The organism is Corynebacterium pseudodiphtheriticum DSM 44287 (assembly GCF_000688415.1).
Taxonomy (GTDB): Bacteria; Actinomycetota; Actinomycetes; order Mycobacteriales; family Mycobacteriaceae; genus Corynebacterium; species Corynebacterium pseudodiphtheriticum.
In genome coordinates, this window is the sequence record NZ_JIAH01000008.1 from 156,208 (window position 1) to 174,591 (window position 18,384).

At 55.3% G+C, this 18,384-nt stretch carries 14 protein-coding genes and 3 tRNA genes; 9 read left to right on the forward strand and 8 right to left on the reverse strand.

Features of this window, described 5'->3' with window-relative positions; genetic code table 11:
• Positions 1–52: 52 nt before the first annotated feature.
• Positions 53–2,332: a bifunctional copper resistance protein CopD/cytochrome c oxidase assembly protein gene (locus O146_RS0106950; RefSeq protein WP_027018028.1), complete on the reverse strand. Its 2,280-nt coding sequence runs from the start codon at positions 2,330–2,332 to the stop codon at positions 53–55.
• Between the two features lie 109 nt (positions 2,333–2,441).
• Between O146_RS0106950 and O146_RS0106955 the strand changes: the two genes are divergently transcribed.
• Positions 2,442–2,515 (forward strand) — tRNA-Arg (locus tag O146_RS0106955).
• A 153-nt stretch (positions 2,516–2,668) separates the two neighbouring features.
• Here the strand turns inward: O146_RS0106955 and O146_RS11425 are convergent.
• Positions 2,669–3,151 carry a DUF3800 domain-containing protein gene (locus O146_RS11425; RefSeq protein WP_051619316.1) on the reverse strand — a complete coding sequence of 161 codons (483 nt, stop codon included), beginning with the start codon at positions 3,149–3,151 and terminating at the stop codon, positions 2,669–2,671.
• Between the two features lie 277 nt (positions 3,152–3,428).
• Here O146_RS11425 and cmrA point away from each other — a divergent pair, with 277 nt between their 5' ends.
• From cmrA to O146_RS11430, 5 genes are all read left to right on the forward strand, one after another.
• Positions 3,429–4,226 (forward strand): mycolate reductase, encoded by a 798-nt coding sequence (gene cmrA / locus O146_RS0106965; RefSeq protein WP_027018029.1) that lies wholly within the window; start codon positions 3,429–3,431, stop codon positions 4,224–4,226.
• Between the two features lie 83 nt (positions 4,227–4,309).
• Positions 4,310–4,990: an oligoribonuclease gene (gene orn / locus O146_RS0106970; RefSeq protein ID WP_051619317.1), complete on the forward strand. Its 681-nt coding sequence runs from the start codon at positions 4,310–4,312 to the stop codon at positions 4,988–4,990.
• A 49-nt stretch (positions 4,991–5,039) separates the two neighbouring features.
• A tRNA-His gene (locus O146_RS0106975) sits at positions 5,040–5,115 on the forward strand.
• Between the two features lie 307 nt (positions 5,116–5,422).
• A complete protein-coding gene (locus O146_RS0106980; RefSeq protein ID WP_027018031.1) occupies positions 5,423–6,946 on the forward strand; it encodes a molybdopterin-dependent oxidoreductase in 1,524 nt (507 codons plus the stop codon).
• 70 nt (positions 6,947–7,016) lie between these two features.
• Positions 7,017–7,286, forward strand: a complete 270-nt coding sequence (locus tag O146_RS11430; RefSeq protein WP_051619318.1) for a hypothetical protein — start codon at positions 7,017–7,019, stop codon at positions 7,284–7,286.
• 3 nt (positions 7,287–7,289) lie between these two features.
• Here O146_RS11430 and O146_RS0106990 read toward each other — a convergent pair whose 3' ends face one another.
• Complete coding sequence (locus O146_RS0106990; RefSeq protein WP_027018032.1) at positions 7,290–8,540, reverse strand: NAD(P)/FAD-dependent oxidoreductase; 1,251 nt, start codon at positions 8,538–8,540, stop codon at positions 7,290–7,292.
• A gap of 51 nt (positions 8,541–8,591) precedes the next feature.
• A complete protein-coding gene (gene brnQ, locus O146_RS0106995) occupies positions 8,592–9,974 on the reverse strand; it encodes a branched-chain amino acid transport system II carrier protein (protein WP_027018033.1) in 1,383 nt (460 codons plus the stop codon).
• Between the two features lie 159 nt (positions 9,975–10,133).
• Here brnQ and O146_RS0107000 point away from each other — a divergent pair, with 159 nt between their 5' ends.
• Both O146_RS0107000 and O146_RS0107005 read left to right on the forward strand, forming a co-directional pair.
• The gene (locus O146_RS0107000) at positions 10,134–11,123 is read left to right on the forward strand and encodes an ornithine cyclodeaminase family protein (protein ID WP_027018034.1); all 990 of its coding nucleotides are present in this window, start codon (positions 10,134–10,136) and stop codon (positions 11,121–11,123) included.
• 23 nt (positions 11,124–11,146) lie between these two features.
• Positions 11,147–11,815, forward strand: a complete 669-nt coding sequence (locus O146_RS0107005; protein WP_027018035.1) for a GntR family transcriptional regulator — start codon at positions 11,147–11,149, stop codon at positions 11,813–11,815.
• 3 nt (positions 11,816–11,818) lie between these two features.
• On the opposite strand, the gene hrpB is transcribed toward O146_RS0107005, so the two are convergent.
• Both hrpB and O146_RS0107015 read right to left on the reverse strand, forming a co-directional pair.
• Positions 11,819–14,245 (reverse strand): ATP-dependent helicase HrpB, encoded by a 2,427-nt coding sequence (gene hrpB / locus O146_RS0107010; RefSeq protein WP_027018036.1) that lies wholly within the window; start codon positions 14,243–14,245, stop codon positions 11,819–11,821.
• Positions 14,246–14,360: 115 nt separating this feature from the next.
• Positions 14,361–15,509, reverse strand: a complete 1,149-nt coding sequence (locus O146_RS0107015; RefSeq protein ID WP_155896248.1) for a L,D-transpeptidase — start codon at positions 15,507–15,509, stop codon at positions 14,361–14,363.
• A 396-nt stretch (positions 15,510–15,905) separates the two neighbouring features.
• Between O146_RS0107015 and O146_RS0107020 the strand changes: the two genes are divergently transcribed.
• Positions 15,906–15,978: transfer RNA gene (locus tag O146_RS0107020), tRNA-Lys, on the forward strand.
• Between the two features lie 149 nt (positions 15,979–16,127).
• Here O146_RS0107020 and O146_RS0107025 read toward each other — a convergent pair.
• Positions 16,128–16,919 (reverse strand): enoyl-CoA hydratase-related protein, encoded by a 792-nt coding sequence (locus tag O146_RS0107025; RefSeq protein ID WP_035000638.1) that lies wholly within the window; start codon positions 16,917–16,919, stop codon positions 16,128–16,130.
• A 69-nt stretch (positions 16,920–16,988) separates the two neighbouring features.
• A complete protein-coding gene (locus O146_RS11435; RefSeq protein WP_021354081.1) occupies positions 16,989–18,335 on the reverse strand; it encodes a glutaminase in 1,347 nt (448 codons plus the stop codon).
• Positions 18,336–18,384 lie beyond the last annotated feature (49 nt).

Below are 18,384 nucleotides of genomic sequence, written 5' to 3' on the forward strand. Positions count from 1 at the left end.
TGGTAGTTGACAGTCAGAGGATTGCCGGCAAGTGTTGGCGCGCTCCAAGCCCCTATTCCGGGGAGTTCCCCCAGCCGGAGCCATCCCCGCCACGTTTCCTACGGAAACGGGATTGGCCCATCTCGGATTCGTGATACTCATCCTCGATGTGTTCTCCGCGGCTCATCTTTTCCAACATCGCATTGTATAAATCTAATTCATTACCAGAATCATTATCGAATCCAAAGTCTTTTTTCGGCGTTTTTTCAGACTGTTGAACACCAACAGTTTTCTGTGCATAAAGCCGGTCGTCGTCGGCAAGGTCGTCGTCGGCAAGATCAGCGTCGACGAGGCCTGCGTCGGCAAGACCAGCGTGGGCGAGATTATGATCTGGCACCCGGTCCATCTCCGCATCGATGGCTTTTTGCTGTTCGCGGTCATAAGTAAACAGCTGTCGGAATAGCTCACCGAATACAACGATCAGCGGGAACGAACCGGCGGCCCAACCAATACCAGCACCAACGCGCTGATCCGCCAGCAAATCAATCGTCCATGGCAAGTTAATCGAGGTGTAAAACTCCTCACCGTAAATCTCGGTGAGCTGCATCATGTACACGCCCAGGTAGAGGTGAATCGGCATGGAGAAAAACAGCCAGGCCAAACGCACCAACGGCTGCTTACGCCCCGGCAAAGGATCCGGCCCCATGACTTCCCAGAAATAAATGTAGCCAGAAACCAAAAATGCCCAGTTCATGATCACGTGACCGGCGTGATCCGAAATCGCAGCCTGGTACCAATCAAAATTCAAGTACAACGCATAAAACACAAAGATGAATTGCGCGAGGTTCACTGGCGGATAGGTAATAATGGACAGCCCGCGCGACTGGCAGAACGCCCGAGTCCAATCATGCAGGTTCGGCTTGCCCGCCTCACCTGGCTCCCAAGCCGTCATGATCAGCGTCAGCGGCGCGCCCAACACCAGGAACACCGGGAAGGTCATCGACAACAGCATGTGGCCGATCATGTGCATGGAGAAGGTCGCCGGAATGATCATGCCGACGCCCGAGCTCATAATCACCGCCATGCCGAGTGATCCCAACAAGAACCAGGCAGTGCGACCACGCGACCAGTCGTGCCCGGTGCGACGCGCACGACGAACCGCATATAGGTAGCCTGCGGCCAGAAGGATTCCCAATGCACTGAACATGACGTCGAAACGCCAGATAGTCCACACATTAAGAATGTCTGGCTCAAATGGGATGTCGTAGCCGACGGTGATTTCCATCGTCGACAAGTTTGGGTCATCCGGTGCAGGTGGCGGGGTGCGCCCCATCGTTACGGCGATGCCTGCAGTCAGTGCCATCACGAGCACTTCTACAACGGCGATTCGCTGGAACACGCGTGGGCGTTGCGCTAATTGTGGGATGCTGCGCTGACGGTGAAGCCAGCCTAGGCCGACGAGGACGAGGGTGAGCACGGTTTTGGCGGTGATGATCCAGCCGTAGTTCGTCGTAAAGAGATGGTGTGGGCCAATACGCAAGGCAGCGTTGACGACGCCGGAAATTGCCATGACCGCGGCAGCAAACAGCGCCAACGTGGAATAGCGGCGAACGGCAAGTTCAAGATGCTCGCCGAGGCGTCGCGAGTGTGCGATTAAGGCGGTCAGCCCGCCGATCCACAGCACCATGAACACCAAATGCCAAAGGTAGGAGTTTGTGCCCCAATCGTGGTCACCACCAGATGCCGAGTGGCCTTCCATACCCAGCGGAACGACGGTGAGTACCGCGCCGATGAGCAAGATTGGCTGCATGGTCCAGCGACGCGCAAATAAACCGACGATGCCAACAACAGCAGCCATAAGCGACATAATCAGCCAGGATTTCGCTTCGGCAACCTGGTCTAGGGCCACATTCCAATGCGCGAAGGTACTAAAAAATGGGGTGCCGGAGACATCGGAAAACGTCATCGAGACCATCACCAGTGCGACGACGGCGACACTAAGCAAGCTCAGTGCACCAGTGCGCGCCGCCAGGTGTCCGTCGACGCTTAAGCGCGCTTGGGCAAGACCAAAATTAGGGGTGGGATCGCCTGCAGCAGAATCGGGCATCCGCGGTGGAATGAGGAATGCGGTGAGCAGATAGGAACCGACGGCGAGCGCGACCAGAATCCAAGCAGCCGCGCGGAAAAATGGCAGACCAAAGGTGGTCAGCATGCCTGGGTCTGGGATACCGAGCGCTGCGAGTGATTCTGCGAGAAATTGCGCAGAAATAATGCCGGCGGCAAGACCGGCGACCAGCAGCATTGCCAAGTACCAGGGCCAGGTGGAACGCACACGAGAGGTCGGGGTAGGCATAGGCTCTAACCTACAACCGATCGCCCGGGATTCTGAACCCGTGTGTCACTTACTTAGACAATCCGGTATAGTTTTTATGCGGATCAGCGCTCATGGGCGCGATCTACCGGCCTCCATAGCTCAGTGGATTAGAGCAACGGGTTTCTACCCCGTCGGTCGCGGGTTCGAATCCTGCTGGGGGCACTTTTAGAGAGGACAAATCAAGAGCGGACTACTGACGATAAAATTTAGTCTCTCATTCCCGAAATGAAGCCCGCCTCACTCTTTCCAACTTATTTCGGTTCGCTGGTGAACTAACTACATTTCCACGTACATCAAAAACCGGTCTCACCGACTTCATAATCTGAGAGTGATGAATTTTGGTTCATTCCGCGAATCAGCCGCTCGCGCAAGCCTATTCAACGATTCCCGCATAGCAGTATTCTCTCGATCTGCAAACTCAGCCGGACCAGAATCTGTTTCTTTCGGAGTTCCTATAGGTTTTTCTGCTGCAAAATAAAAAAGAGCTCCTTCTAATTCACGAAGGTATGAAATTAGCGCACCGACTACTCGCAGATTTTCGGGACGCTCTTCAGCAGCTAATGCGAATAACAGATCAGCCCCTTTCTTTTCCCATCTATTTGGGTCACGCCCGGCAGGTATCTCTGGAGCAAACAACTGGCGTTTCAAATGGGCAAAGCGCGCACCAAACGCTCGTGCGTTATCTACTGGAATAAAAAATCCTCCGTAGCCAAAAGCCGGACTATCAGAGAACCGCCTGTGACTTGTATGAACAAAAGCACCAGGCTGGCCTATTTCGTGAAGATAAGCCAGTAACATAATCCCCTCCCGATTTACATAGCACGGGAGCCCGTGCACTGCACGGGCTCCCGGAGTTGCTGCCCTGGGTCTTCTTGCATGTGCTCAACCCTGGCTCACAACGATAACAATAGTCTTTGCCGTCAGGAAGCGCAATTACCACCATCTCCAGCCCCGCGCTACTTACGCACCAAGGTAGGGTTGAACGCAACAAGACCCCAAGACAGCTACGCAACAGCGACTCCCCGGTGTGCCTTAATTCCGCCACTGCGGTGAGCGCGCATCGTTAAGGAGAACCATGGCTCTTCCCCACCCCCACGCCAATTCCTACGCCCTGGTCACAGGCGCCAGTCAAGGCATCGGCGAGGCCATGGCACGCGATCTCGCCAAAGCCGGGCACAACCTCATTCTCGTCGCCCGCCGTGAGCAAGTCTTGCAAACCCTTGCCGACGAACTCAGCTCCCACGGCATCACAGCCGAAGTTTTTGCCGCAGACCTGTCCAACTACGACGAAGTCACGGGTTTGTTGGAATACCTGAAAGATAAAAACGTCTCTATCGCAATAAACTCGGCTGGCATTGCAAGCTTCGGCAAATTCGTCGACCAGGATTGGGATTATGAAACCAACCAGTTTCACCTGAACGCCACCGCTGTCCACCGCATCACCAACGCGGTTGTCCGCCCCATGCTAGAGCGCGGTGAAGGCGCAATCTGCAACGTGGGTTCCGCCGCTGGCAACATTCCAATCCCGAACAATGCCACCTACGTGTTCACCAAAGCCGGCGTGAATGCTTTTACCGAGGCGTTGCACTACGAACTGAAAGGCACCGGCGTCAGCTGCACGCTGCTTGCCCCAGGGCCTGTGCGCGATGCCGTCGTGCCTGATGAGGAACAATCGATCGTCGATAAGGTCGTGCCAGACTTTTTATGGACCACCTACGAGTCATGCTCGGCCGAAACTCTGGAGGCGATGGCAAAAAACCGACGCCGCGTGGTTCCCGGCCCACTGTCGAAGGCGATGAACGTACTCAGCCAAATCGTGCCCGTACCGTTGATCGCACCTTTGGTCGGCAGTTTTTATTCCAAGATGGGTTAGTTGAGATGCTCTGATGGCACCGATAGCGTTGATTAAAACCGACTAAAACCGACTAAATATTTCACCACAGGAAATTCTTGCTTATGACCACTACTAATTCAGAAAATTCCCGGCCAAACGAAGACGCTGCTGCAGCTAATATCCCAGCAAAAAGCAACCGGCTGGTGTGGATCGACCTGGAAATGACCGGGCTGGACCCGAAGCAGCACGTCATCGTCGAGGTTGCGGCATTGGTTACTGATGCCAACCTGAACATTCTTGGCGACGGCTACTCTGCGGTCATCCATGCCAGCACAGAAGAACTAGCAAAGATGGATGATGTGGTCGTGCGCATGCACCAAGCGTCTGGCCTGGATAAGGAAATTGCGGAATCTACCACCAGCATCGGTGACGCCGAGCAGGCTGTTTTAGATTTGATTACCCAGCACTGCGAAGCGGACTGGGCGGTTCCGCTGGCTGGCAATTCGATTGCTACCGATCGCCGGTTTATCCAGGAATACATGCCTCAGCTAGACCAGCGCCTGCACTACCGCATGGTGGATGTCTCGACAATCAAAGAACTTTCCCGTCGCTGGTTCCCGCGGGCGTATTTCCAGCAGCCAGATAAAGGCCAGGCACACCGCGCACTGGCAGACATTGTGGAATCGATCCGCGAGTTGGACTATTACCGGCGCGCGGTTTTTGTGGATCCGGGTGCGGTTTCTAGCGACGACGCCGCACACGCAAAAGACGCCGCTACCGACGCTTACCAGCGGTTTTTGTAAATTCGCAATGATGCGCTAATCTAATGCGTGCTGCTTTAGAGCAGCGATGGTGGCTGTAGTTCAGCTGGTAGAGCACTAGGTTGTGATCCTAGGTGTCGCGGGTTCGAGCCCCGTCAGCCACCCCAAAGTTACGCCCTCTTGACCGCAGAAATGCGACCAAGAGGGCGTTTTCACGTAGCAGGCTACATATATCCGGAACAGAGCGTGGGCGAGACTTTCGCCAGAATAATCCCATTATTTGTTCTATTTTCTGATTATTAACCCTGCACACACAAAGAAAAGCTAAGGCTTTTCAATCATAAAACCCCAATTTACCGAGTGTAACTGAATGTCTTTTTCATTTTATAAGTGTTACGTTATAAAAGAGTAATTTCGAAGATTTTTCCCAATCACGCCCCATGATTGCTACCCCCTTGATTGAAGGAACAGCCAATGGAAATTAATCCAGATTTTCCACTCTGGCTCCGCGCCAGCCACCTCATCAACTTTGTCCTGATCGGCATCCTCCTACGTTCCGGCTGGGAGATGCTCGCCTCCATGCCTCGCCTGTGGTGGCGCAATGACTGCGCACCAGGCACCGAGTGGTTGAAGTTCACCAAGCGTGAGCTTCCCAAAGAAGAAGGCGTCTACACATCCCTAATGGATGAAAAGTCCGCTTCCCCAATTTTCACCCTTCCGGGCCGCGAAAACATCGGCTTAGGCCGTCACTGGCACGGCCTAGGCGTGATGCTATGGGTGCTTAACGGCGTCTTCTACGTCATTATGCTATTTGCCACCGGGCTGTGGAAACGGCTAATCCCAACTTCCTGGGATGTTTTCCCCGATGCCTGGGACTCGTTCAAAACATACATGTCGTTCACCGCGCCAGGCATCGAACACTTCCAGCCTTACGACGCGTTGCAGCAGCTGACGTACTCATTCGTGATCTTCATCCTGGCTCCGTTCATGATGCTAACCGGCGTCGCAATGTCGCCTGCCGTGCGCCAGTCCATGCCGTGGTACGTAAAAATGTGGGGTGGGCATCAAGGTGCACGTTCCCTGCACTTCATCGGCATGGCGATGATGTCCGGCTTCGTAATCATGCACGTCGGTCTGGTCATGCTGGTACACCGCAATCACAACACCACGAACATGGTCTTCGGCGTTATGTCCACTGAACGCGCAGGCCAGGCGCTGTTCATCATGGTGCTTACCGTCGTGCTGGTCGTCTGTTTCTGGATCGGACTTTCCTACTGGTCGCTGTCGGATCGCGTCCGCGCCCACAATTTCTTGGTGCTTACTACCGAATGGGGCCGCAAAATCTTCCTGCAGAAACTACGCCCACGCGGAGCTAAGCAGAAAGCCTACACTGACGACGATATTTCGGAATTCCACTGGACCAACGGTCTGCCACCAACGGAAGACGAATCCGAGTACTGGATCGAACAACGCGATAGCAACTGGGACGGCTATGAAATGACAGTCTTTGACGATGTCCGTGACGTCAACAAGACCATCACCTTGGATGACCTCCGTGCCCTTCCCCAGCACTCGTACATCGCCACCCACACCTGTATGCAGGGATGGTCGGCCACGTCGCGCTGGCGTGGTCCGAAACTTACCGACGCGCTCGAGCTATTAGGCGAACGCCCAGAAGGGGCCCGCTACGTATTAATAGAGTCCTATGGCCTGGCGCAAAAGATGATTGATGATCGTCCCCGTGAGCCATTTTACGCCGCTATTGACCTAGAAACTGCCTACGAAGATGACACCATCCTCGCACTGGACCGTAATGGCGAACCTATCGATAACCACCTGGGTGCACCGGTGCGGTTGCGCGTAGAATCTAACCACGGATACAAGCACGTGAAATGGGTATCGCGGATCGGCTGGATTAAGGATTACCAGGACTACCAGGATGGTCGTGGTGGAACCCGTGAAGATTCCGCACTGCAAGCCTTTAACGGCCGCATCTAGATACTCTTTTCGGTAGTGCTAGAACCTCTCTAGACGCGTAATTCTGGAAACCGTATTTCCGAGGAGAATAATGGCACCATTACAAACCACGCACTTTGCCGTTGCAGGTGTAGACAATAAAGACGGTGGCAAGACAAGCAAGAAGATTTTGCAGGCGCTTTACGACATCTTCAGCAGCAAAGGGATGGGCTATGCTGCCTTCGAATTCTCCCCGGATGCACCCGCACGGTTGATCATCAAGCACAAAGCTGACCAACAACCAGATATCGACGCACTCAACGCGCAAATGGCGAAGGTCAGCAAAGCGGAAATCTCAGAGGTGCTGTTCAAATCACGGTAGGTTTCATCCCAGCCGCGAAAACCGTTCTGGATGAATCTTTTTCATCCACTCAGGCATCGTCTCGCCCGCGATCACACCAGCTACCAACTGTGCGGTGCGTGGCGCCAGGCTAATTCCTTGCATGGCATGACCTGTGGCTACAACCACATCTGGGAATTTGCGTAAGGCACCGATATGCGGCAAACCATCCGGAGTCATCGGACGCATCCCCTGCCAGGGTTCCAGATCAAACTCGTTGACCGGCCAATCAGGAAAGAAGCTTTGCACACCTTTGAGGATGCCACCAGCACGAACATGATCCAGGCTTTCATCAATTTCGCTGAACCCCATGGTTCCTGCAACCCGCACGTGGTCCCCCATGGGTGTGGCAACTACTTTGGCATCGGTCATATACAGCGTATCGGTAAGCCAGCCTTGTCCCACTGGGAAATCGAAACCATAGCCCTTACCTGCTTGGAGGGAAATGCGCTGCCCCAGTTGCTTCACCACTTCCCCTGTCCATGCTCCAGCAGCCACTACGACATGATCCGGGTCCATAAACGCCCCGTCAACAATCACGCGAGCTTTCCCAGAGCCACGATCACGCAACCACGCACGCGAAGCAACAAACTCCACCCCGGCTTCCTGGCAAGCTTTATGCAATGCAGCAATAAACTTCGTGGGATCGAGGTGTGCATCCCCGCGTGATTCGATTCCACCCTGCACATCCTCCGAAAGCTTCGGATGAAAAGCGCGCAATTCCGCATCATCCATGCGTCGGTAGCTTAATCCCGGAAAGTTCTCCGCAAAGTGTGCAAGCTCATCCAAACGCGCATCCATGCCAGATGTGTCTTTAAACAATGTGCGCATCGTCGTAAAATCTAGGTCGACGTCGACGCCTTCGTCAACAAATTCATCGAAGGTACTAAACGTCTCCTTGGACAACTGAATCAGAGTCTCAGTGCCAGCTGCATAGCGTTTCTCGCTGGTGTGCTGCAGCATTCGCAGCAAGAAAGTATAAAACCGCCAGTCTGCAGATGGGCTGATATACAGTGGCGAATCCTTTTTCCACAGCCACTTCATCGCTTTCGTTAATACGCCCGGCGCTGGGACTGGCTCGCTCATCGTCGGCACTACCCAACCAGCATTGTGACTCGAAGCCTTAGATCCCGGCGCGACCGGGTCCACAATTGTCACGTTATGGCCTTCTTTGGCCAATCGAAAAGCACTGGCCATACCGATGGCACCAGCACCGATAACGACGATGTCTTTCATGGTTTCTGCCTTTCCTATCTCACTGTTGTTGGCTTGAGCATTTCGCTTGCGCTAGCTTTCTGCCTTCTCGTCGGCAAGCTCCTCCATCGACTGTTCTTCTACCACCTCCGGCTTTCCAGCGGTGGCTTGCGCGTAGATATAACCGATCACTGCTCCCAGCACCGCCGGGATAATCCAACCACCGTAGTCAGTAAACAGCGGGATGAACGACAACGCGGAATCGATGCTGCTCATGTCGACGTTGGCGGCACGGATCGCATCAAGAATCGCGAAAGGCGCGGTAGCGATAGTTGCGCCCACATAGACGGCGCGCGCTTTACCGAAAACACCGTCGACAAGGGTTAACAGAATCAGCACCATCGAGAGCGGATAAAGCAAAAACAGTACGGGAAGTGCGGCAGAAAGAACTGTCTCCAATCCCAAATTAGCGATGCCGAAGCCTAATGCCGCATTGATCCAGACCCACCGTTTGTACCCGACACGGGGGAACACACGGGCGAAATAATCAGCAACAGCAGTAAGGCAGGCAACGTTGGTTGTCAGGCCAGTCAAGAAAACGACAGTACCAATGACGTAAAGGCCGGGTTGACCGAGCAAGTAACGAGAAGCTTCAGCAAGCAATTGGCCACCATTATCCATGCGTCCGATAGCGTCAACGGAGCTTCCGCCAATCCATGCCAACGAAATATGCAAGATTGCCAGCGCAACGACGGTGAACAATCCGGCTTTGAAAAAGACCGTGGAAATTCCGCGGTTACTGTTCACACCCTGACTACGAATGGCTTGAATAAATACGCCAGCAAAAACCAGTGCGGCAGCGGCATCCATCGTCAGATATCCTTCGATAAACCCGGTGAAAAACGCGCCATCGGTATATGCGTCCAGCGGTTCGTGCACCTGCCCCATTGGGTTCACGATGGAGGTCACGATGATGATCAGCAACAAAATACCAAAAGCTGGGGTCAGTACCTTACCGATGCGGTCTACCAGCTTGTTTGGGTTTAAAGAGAGCCAGATAGTCGCTGCAATGAAAAGAACCGAAAAGATCAACAGCGGCAGACGATGCGCTGTGTTTTGATTCGACAGCGAGGGCAAAACACCAATTTCAAACACCACGGAAGTAGTGCGCGGAATGACGTAGATCGGTCCCAAGGTCAAAAACAGCACGAGGCAGAAAACAATCGCGTACTTATTGCTTACCCGCGATGCCATTCGGTGTACGTCGCCGCTAGTTTTTGCTAATGCGACGATCGCCAAAAACACCAGACCGACGCCAGTGATTAAGAAACCGGTCATGGGGATCCACATATCAGTACCGGCTTCTTGGCCGACCATTGGTGCGAAAATTATGTTACCGGCGCCTAAGAACATGGCGAAAAGCAGAAAACCTAGTGCCCCAAGCTCAAAAAAATTCAGTTTTTTATCTGATGTCATCGTTATCCTTCCACGTTGTACAGCAGCGGTCACGCTGAAGTATTCACTCTGCGATGGTCATGATGTGATACAAAATCTAAAAATATGCTTATTGTGATCTAGGTGAAACCTTAGAGCGCTAGCGGTACAATTGCAATGACACTTGAAAGGATGCTGCCCATGACCGAACACACTCCACCGTCTCCACAATTCATTTCCCACGACCAGGTTTATTCCGCGTTTACCCCGGCAGACGCCGTCGCCAAGCTTCGCGATACCCTGCGCAACGGCTTCGACCCCGCAGGTGATCAGTCACGTTCCGCCGTCCCAGTCGAAAATGGCGAATTCCTGATCATGCCGTCCACCACCCCATCTGCATTCGGCATCAAGCTGCTATCGGTGGCCCCTCCCGGATACCAGGAGGATCTGCCACGTATCCAAGGCTCGTACCTACTTTTTGACGGCACCACCCTGAGCCCGAAGGCACTGATCGACGGCATCGCCGTGACCAATTTGCGCACCCCAGCTGTGTCCATCTCGTGTGTCTATGATTTTTTTGTCGACGGCGCCAAGAACACCAACGCATCCACTGATCCCAGTGATTCCTTTGCCCCACTCCACGTCGCCATCTTCGGCACCGGACCACAGGGGCGGGCCCACGCAGCTACCGTAGAATCCACTTTCCCCGAGCATGAGGTATCCATAACGTTTCTGTCTCGTACAGAACCACAAGACCTGGACAATCGCTATACCTGGGTGCAAGCGGGAAGCCGCCAGGCCCGCGAGGTCACTCGAGAAGCGGATCTCATTCTATGCACCACCACCGCATCGGAACCGATACTGACCAGAGACGACGTATCTAACAATGCCGTCATTGTCGCGGTCGGATCGCACTCACCACAGGCGCGAGAACTGGCATCTGACCTCGTTGCCTCCGCCACGGTCATCGTGGAAGACATGAGTGCAACACTGCGCGAAGGTGGCGATATTATTCAGCCGCTGAACGAAGGCGCCATCAGCGAAAGCGATTTGCTTAGCTACGCTGACGTCGTCAGTGGAAAAGTGAGCGTCACACGCAATAAACCCATCGTTTTCAAATTCACTGGCATGCCGTGGGAAGATCTCGTACTCGCAGAAGCGATCGCCGAGAAAGTCTCCGCGCAGGGCTAATCAGTGGCAAGTAAGCTTGCAGCATGGCCTACGCTCAATTCCCCCAGATTTCTGCTCGCGCAACATCCCTGCGTGATCAAGTCTCCGAGTCCATCCGCGCCGGCCTAATCACCGGCGAACTCGCCCCCGGCGAGATTTACTCGGCGCCACAACTGGCTGCCCAAATGGGCGTTTCAGCTACCCCGGTACGCGAGGCCATGCTGTATTTCGAACGCGAAGGCATGGTCACAAAAATGCGCAATACCGGCTATAAGGTGACCGAGCTTTCCGCGGAAACCCTCGACGGCGCAGCCGAAGCCCGCATCCTGTTGGAAGTGCCCACCATGGCGAAAGTCGCGCGGATCTGCACCGGCGAAATCGCAGAAAAAGTCACAGAGCTACGCGCCCTGGCACATGAGCTGAATGACGCCGCCGAGCGCGGCGACCTAGTCTCCTATTTGCAGGCGGACCTGCGCTTCCATTGTGATTTCCTAGCACTAGCCGGCAATCCCGTGATCGTGGAAACCGTATCCAGTTTGCGTACCCGCAGCCGCGTGACTGGCCTGCGTCCGCTCGCCGAGGCCGGCAACCTGGTTGCCAGCTCCCGGGAGCACGAAGCCATGATCGACGCTGCGCTCGCACAAGATGCCGCCGCTATGGAAGCCATCGTGCGCACCCATATCGGGCATGTGCGCAAAGAATGGGCTGACTAATTATCAGTGCTTGCGCAACTTCGCATTCGTTTTCGCCGTAGCAGTCGCCGACCACGGGTCTTCCGGCCACGGGTGTTTCGGGTAGCGCCCGCGCATCTCCGCGCGGACCCCGGCATAGGGGCCAGACCAAAAACTTGCCAAATCATCAGTAATCGCCAACGGTCTTCCTGCCGGTGACAACAGGTGAAACTGCACCCGCTTGCCGCAATACACTGGGGATTCCACCAGCCCGAAGCATTCCTGTAGCTTGACGCTCGCCACTGGCCGCGCACCAGACCAATCTAGCCACGCGCTTCTTCCCGAAGGCACCGGCATCCGCTCCGGCGCTAACTCTTCGAGCCGAGTGGCCTCTGGCCATGGTAATAGGCGTTGCAACGCGGGATAAAGATCGATTTTGCTAATCGCTGTGCCCGCGGCAATCTGTTCTAATTCTGGTGCCAACCACATTGCTGGGTCTGCAGCAGCCACATCCGGCCACGGCGGACCGTAATATTCGTGCAGGTGACGTAGCCGGTCATAAAAATTGCTTGCCGACGCCGACCACTCGAATAATCCGAGCCCGTGTTCCCGAATGCTTTCTGCGACGGCCTCGGCAGCGGCGTCGCCAGTGACCTGCACCGGTGTCGAAGATAACTCGATTGCTCCGGCTCGTCGACGCTTTCTGCCTCGAATCTTGCCGCCGTCCACAGTCGCGGTTGTGGTTTCTTCCACTCCTGTGGCCTCCAAGGCATCTTCTTCCGTAATCCGCGCGGCGGACCGGATGATCGCGTTTCCTGCGTTCGACAACGAAATCTCTGCAACCGCAAGCCATTCTGCATCCACCAGACTGGAATCCGACAACAAGCGCGCCCGCGTGCCGCTCGCCAGAAGATATTCACGGCTAGTCCCAGCCCCAGAGCTAGGGCTAGCACCAGAGCCCGAGCCAGCACCAGAGTTAGAGCCAGTACGAAGGCCAGATGCCCCGGCCGACACCGCACGCGCTACTTGCTCCGGATAAGCAGCCGCGACCACTGCCCCGGGATCCACCGGGCCTAGGTCCGGCACCAACTTGGCCAGGCGCTGCGCCAGTCGTTTCTGTGCAGGCGCACGCGTAATATCACCGCGAGGCTCCTCGTCGAGTTTCGCGATAGTCTCCGCAGCCCCGGAACCATAACGCAACAGCGCTGCCCCAAGACGAGGGTCCGTCGGCAAGAGGGCCAATTCTTTGCTGGCGCCAATGCGCTGCAAGGTGGTGCGGGCAGCAGCCATCGCTGTGGCCGGCGGTTGGTCCAACAGAGGGAAATCATCTCCAGCGCCCCAGGTGTCTAAAAATAGGGCGGCTTGTGTCAGGTCTGCACTAAGGATCTCCGGGCTAATATGCGGCGCAAAATGCTGGTAATCCTCTTGCGAATAGCAGCGCACGACAGTTCCCTGCCCCTCACGCCCGGCGCGTCCCGCCCGCTGGTCAGCACTAGATTTGCTGGTCGACGCCGTCACCAACCCCGACATGCCCCGCTGCGCATCTCGGCGTGGCAACCGAGCCAGCCCTGCATCCACAACAGCACGCACCCCGGGCACAGTCAGTGACGATTCCGCAATGGAAGTTGCCACCACGATGCGCCTGCTATCGGTGTATAGTGCGCGATCTTGCTCATCAGTGGTTTGCTGCCCGTGCAATGGGAAAACGGGGGTGTTGGCGTCGACAAGCGTGGTCAATTCCGCGCACACCCGGTTAACTTCCCGCACACCAGGCACAAAAACCAGCGTCGATCCCGCGCTTGCCGACGCCTGCTCGGCGGCCTGTTGCGCCAAGTGGCGGTAAAAACTACGTTCGCCTGCCGCCCGACCGGGTGCCGGTGCGTAACTGATCTCCAACGGGTGAATCGCCGCCTCCGTAACATGCACCGGGGCGTCCATGAGCTGGGAAAAACGCTGCGCATCCACGGTGGCGGACATTGCGATAACCCGGAAATCTGCACGCAACTGCGCCAACTCCAGGCACATGCCCAACACCAAATCGGTGTCGAGTTGGCGTTCGTGGACCTCGTCAATTGCAACAGCTGCGACCCCAGACAGCTCAGGATCGCGCAACAAACGTCGAAGAAGCACCCCGGGCGTGACAAACTCGACGGCTGTGCCGGGTACCGATTCGCCACGAATGGAATGGCCTACGAGCTCCGGCTGGCCAGAAAGCGTGCGCAAACGATGCGCGGCTGCTCGGACGGCAACCCGGCGTGGGGCGGTCACGATGATCTTGCCGACGGAGGATTCTCGCTCGGTGGCGGCATTCTGTGTGGCGTTTTGTGCAGCTTGGTTCGCCAGCGCCGGTGGAATCAGGGTGGTTTTACCGGTTCCGGGTGGGGCTTGCACAACGACGTTGCCTTCGGCAGGCAAACTAGCAATGGTCTCGGCAACAGGCAGGCCTGCGCCGATGCGGGACAGATCAAAGATGCACGTCATAGTTATTCACGCATTCTAGGGCTGGCAGCGCCGCTGTTGGGGTTGTCCGCAACAAGGTGGTGCCGCCGCGTCTGACCAGGTGGTTGCGCCGCGTCTAACCACACGGTTACCAGGAGCCGATTTCGTTTACGTTGCCCGCTGACCAAGTTTCCCAACTGATATTCCAGTCTCCCAGGCCGTCGTAACCTGACAGGGTTCCACCATCAGTGTTTTTTACCTCGATGACGTCGCCACGCTTCACGGTGTTCATGAACCACTGGGCATCGGCATCGGTGACATTGATACAACCGTGCGAGGTATTCGTTTTACCCTGGGCCCACTCCGACCACGGCGCACCATGCACGTAGATGCCGGAGTACGACATTTGCGTCGCAAAGTTCACTTCGGTGCGATAAGCCCCCTGGCCGGTCAACCCGAAAGTCGAGGAATCCATCACGAGCTCATTATGTTGATCGCCCACGAGGTAGGTTCCATTCGGAGTTGGATATTCCGAGCGCCCCAGCGATACCGGCACGCTGCGCAGCGTCTGTCCGTTGCGGGTGACGGTCATGGTTTTGGAAGCATTGTCAACAACCGCACGCACATCATCCCCAATGGTGAAGCTGGTGGAATTGTCCTTGCTTCCCCACATACCTTTACCCATATCAACGCCATAAATATCGGCTTGCACAGTCACGGTGGTTCCTGGCTCCCAATATTCTTTCGGGCGCCAGCGCAGCTCGCTGTTGCTAATCCAATAAAAAGCACCGACGGTGTCATTGGAAGTTTCAATGGTGATCGCATCTTGCACCGCTTGGCGGTCATACACGGTGCCCGCGAAACGGAAATTAATCGTCTGCCCAATACCGACCGTCGAATCGGGCAGTGGCACCATGGCAACGGAAGATTGACTGGCCGGCTGGGGCGTCGTGAAGCTAACAGTAGTGGTGTTGCCTTCTACATCAGTTGCTTCGATGGTGTAACTGCGGTTGTAACCCAAGACCTCGTCGGTTTTCCAGGTCTTCCCATCGTCGGAAAGCACGGATTCCACCTCATAGCCGACCTCATTAAGCATCGTGACGGTCTGCAGCTTGTTTTCACCGGTGACCTCTACCGGCACGGTGGGATCAACATCAGTGGCGCCATCTTGCACGCTTACCGACGGCGGAGTCTCCAAATCCTGGCTTTCTGCTGCAGAAGAATGCTGTGTTTCAGAACTGGTATCCGCGCAGGCCGCAAGGCCCAACACCAGCCCTCCAATTGCGAGGGCGGACAATGATTTAGACCAGAAGGTCAACGCGGAACCCCTTTCGCAGCACACAGCTGCATTTTTGTTAATTTCCCTGTTTGCGCCTGCACCCAGGACCATGAAAACTCTGCTAGCGAGCCTAACCCACAATTAATGCTTTCCTGCGCTTCTGCGCAATGAGTTATGCACTTGCAACCGAATCGTTGCATAAACCGGGTGTTATTAATCAATCGTTTGCAGGCCCGGTTTTGTTAACAGCAAAAAACAGCACACATAAACCCCACAGGCAAGGAAGAAAAAGCAGGTCAACGGGTCGATTTTTCTTATTCAACAACCACTGCTAGAGTATCTATTCGTTGCGCACGGTACAGTGTTCAACAGTAAGAGTTGAGAAGATGAACACTTCAGATAATCAACACTTACGCGCCATTAGCTCAATTGGCAGAGCAACTGACTCTTAATCAGTGGGTTCGGGGTTCGATTCCCTGATGGCGCACAATACAAGCAGGTCAAGCGGTTGTGAATTCAATCACTTGACCTGCTTCTTTGTTATTACCCGGTTACCGGGGCTCCACGCCGGAGTAAACGGAGTAAACAACAAAGGGATACAGACTTACGGCTCGCCCAGGTTACTAGCCATAGTAGCTAAAACCTGGGCGCACGACGCTCCACGAAAGCCTGCACCCCCTCGCGATGGCCGTCAGTGCGCAGCAACTTTGGCTGCTGGACCGCCTCATCCTCCAACGTTTGCGACAACTGCCCCAGGCAAGCCGCATTCACTCCGCGCTTAGTAGCAGCCAGCGCTTCCGGCGAAGAGTTGTGCAGCACTGCCGCGCATTCACGGGCCACGGCCAAGGCAGCGCCATCGTCGGCAAGCTCCGCTAGCAAACCGGCGCTCTGGGCAGCAGGCGCCGGCAAAGGCTGCTGCAACAAGGCCATGCGCATCGTCACCGCACGCCCCAAAGACGCCGACAGTGTTTGCATCACACCACCGTCGGGAAGCAAACCAATCCGACCGAAGGGCAGCACGAAAAACGCACTCCGGGCTGCTACCACTAAGTCGCAAGCTAAAGCCAACGACGCCCCCACCCCTGCAGCAGCGCCTTCCACCGCTGCAATGACCGGTACCTCGGCCTCAACGACGGCTCGGATCATGGCATTGAGCTCGCCCATAGACATCTTGATTTGTTCGTCACTAGCACCAGTCAGAGATTCCCCTGCGGTCAAATCCAACCCGGAGCAAAAATGCGCTCCAGCACCGGTAATCACAATGGCTCGAACAGACCTTTCGGCTGCTGCATCCGTGATGGCTTTCGCAACCTCCCCGAAAGCGGTGTGCGTAAGAGCATTGCGTTTATCTGGGTTATGCAGCGTAATTATTGCCAAATTGTCAGCAATTTCTTGCTGTACGAGCTGCTGGGGCTGCTGTTCGGGCATTATGTATGTTCACTCCTAGTGTGGCCTGTTTTGCACCACACTAGCAAAGAATTAGTGACCCAACACACATTAGCCTTCCCAGGCGGGAGGCTGCGGTCCTTCGTCTGGGTCCGGGCAATCGTCGTCATGATAACGATCGTCTTCCCGCTCAGTAGCAAACGGCGCAGATTCCTGCTCATTGACATGAATCTCCGTGCCATCCACCGTGCGGTAATCCGGCACATGATCGTCTGGGTCCACAATCGAGATTCGGAAACCTTTTTCTTCCAGCAGGTGCATACCTTCTTTGAGCAAGAACCGGCCCATGCGGCGAATACCCGACACGCGCGTCATATCGAAAATAACGTGGTCCCCGGAAATCTCGTGCTGCGACAACTCGTACAAGATGGATTCTGCAGAGTTGAAGTTAATCATGCCCTGCAACGTGACGACGGTGTCTTCCTGGTAGGTCACGATCGAGCGCACCGCATCCACTCCGGCGCGGTCATCCGCTGCCATCAAGTGCAAGCCCATGTCTTTCGAAAGCAGTTTAAAAATACGGACGCCACGAACAGAATTACCGTATTCATTCAAGCGCGGAGAATATGAGGCAAAGCCCAACTGCCCAGGCAAAGTACCCAGCAAACCACCCGAAACACCAGATTTTGCGGGAATGCCCACATGCGCCATCCAACGCCCAGCCTGGTCGTACATTCCCGCTGAGCTCATCACCGCCAAGGTTAAGCGGCAGACATCTGGCTCCAGGACACGCTTGCCGTTCAGCGGATGCACGCCACCATTGGCCAACACTGCGGACATGAAGGCCAAATCGCGGGTCGTCACCATGACCGAGCATTGCGCGGTGTAACTAACGACGGCATCGTGGGCGTCGTCCTGAATAATGTCGTAATTGCGCAGCATGTGTGCCAATGACAAGTTACGGTCAGCGTATTGCAGCTCGGAATCGCAGAGATCATAGTCCACCCGCAGCTGGCGGCAGGCCATCTCAGACAAGAAAGCGCGGATCATTTCAATCCGGTCTTCCACCGTAGCGCCAGTCCCGCCGATCAACTGGGTCACGGCAATCGCGCCCGCGTTGATCATCGGGTTTACCGGGCGGTGGCCTTCCCGGTCCAGGGAAAGCTCATTGAACGCTTCACCCGACGGTTCCATGCCGACGATCTCACTGACCACGTCGATGCCATGCTCTTGCACAGCCATCGCATAAATAAACGGCTTAGAGATCGATTGGATGCTGAATTCCACCTCGGCATCACCGGCGCTATAGATATGCCCTGAGGTGGTACACATCGCCGCACCCAAGGAATTTGGGTCTTTATTCGCCAGTTCAGGAATATAGTCGGCATTAGAACCGGCGTCTTGGTAGCGAACCTCGTCCAGGATGGTGTCGAGGTAGGAAGAAATTGGTGCTTTCACAATCACTCTCCTGGATAAATTAAATCTACTGAATCGGCAAAAATCTCGT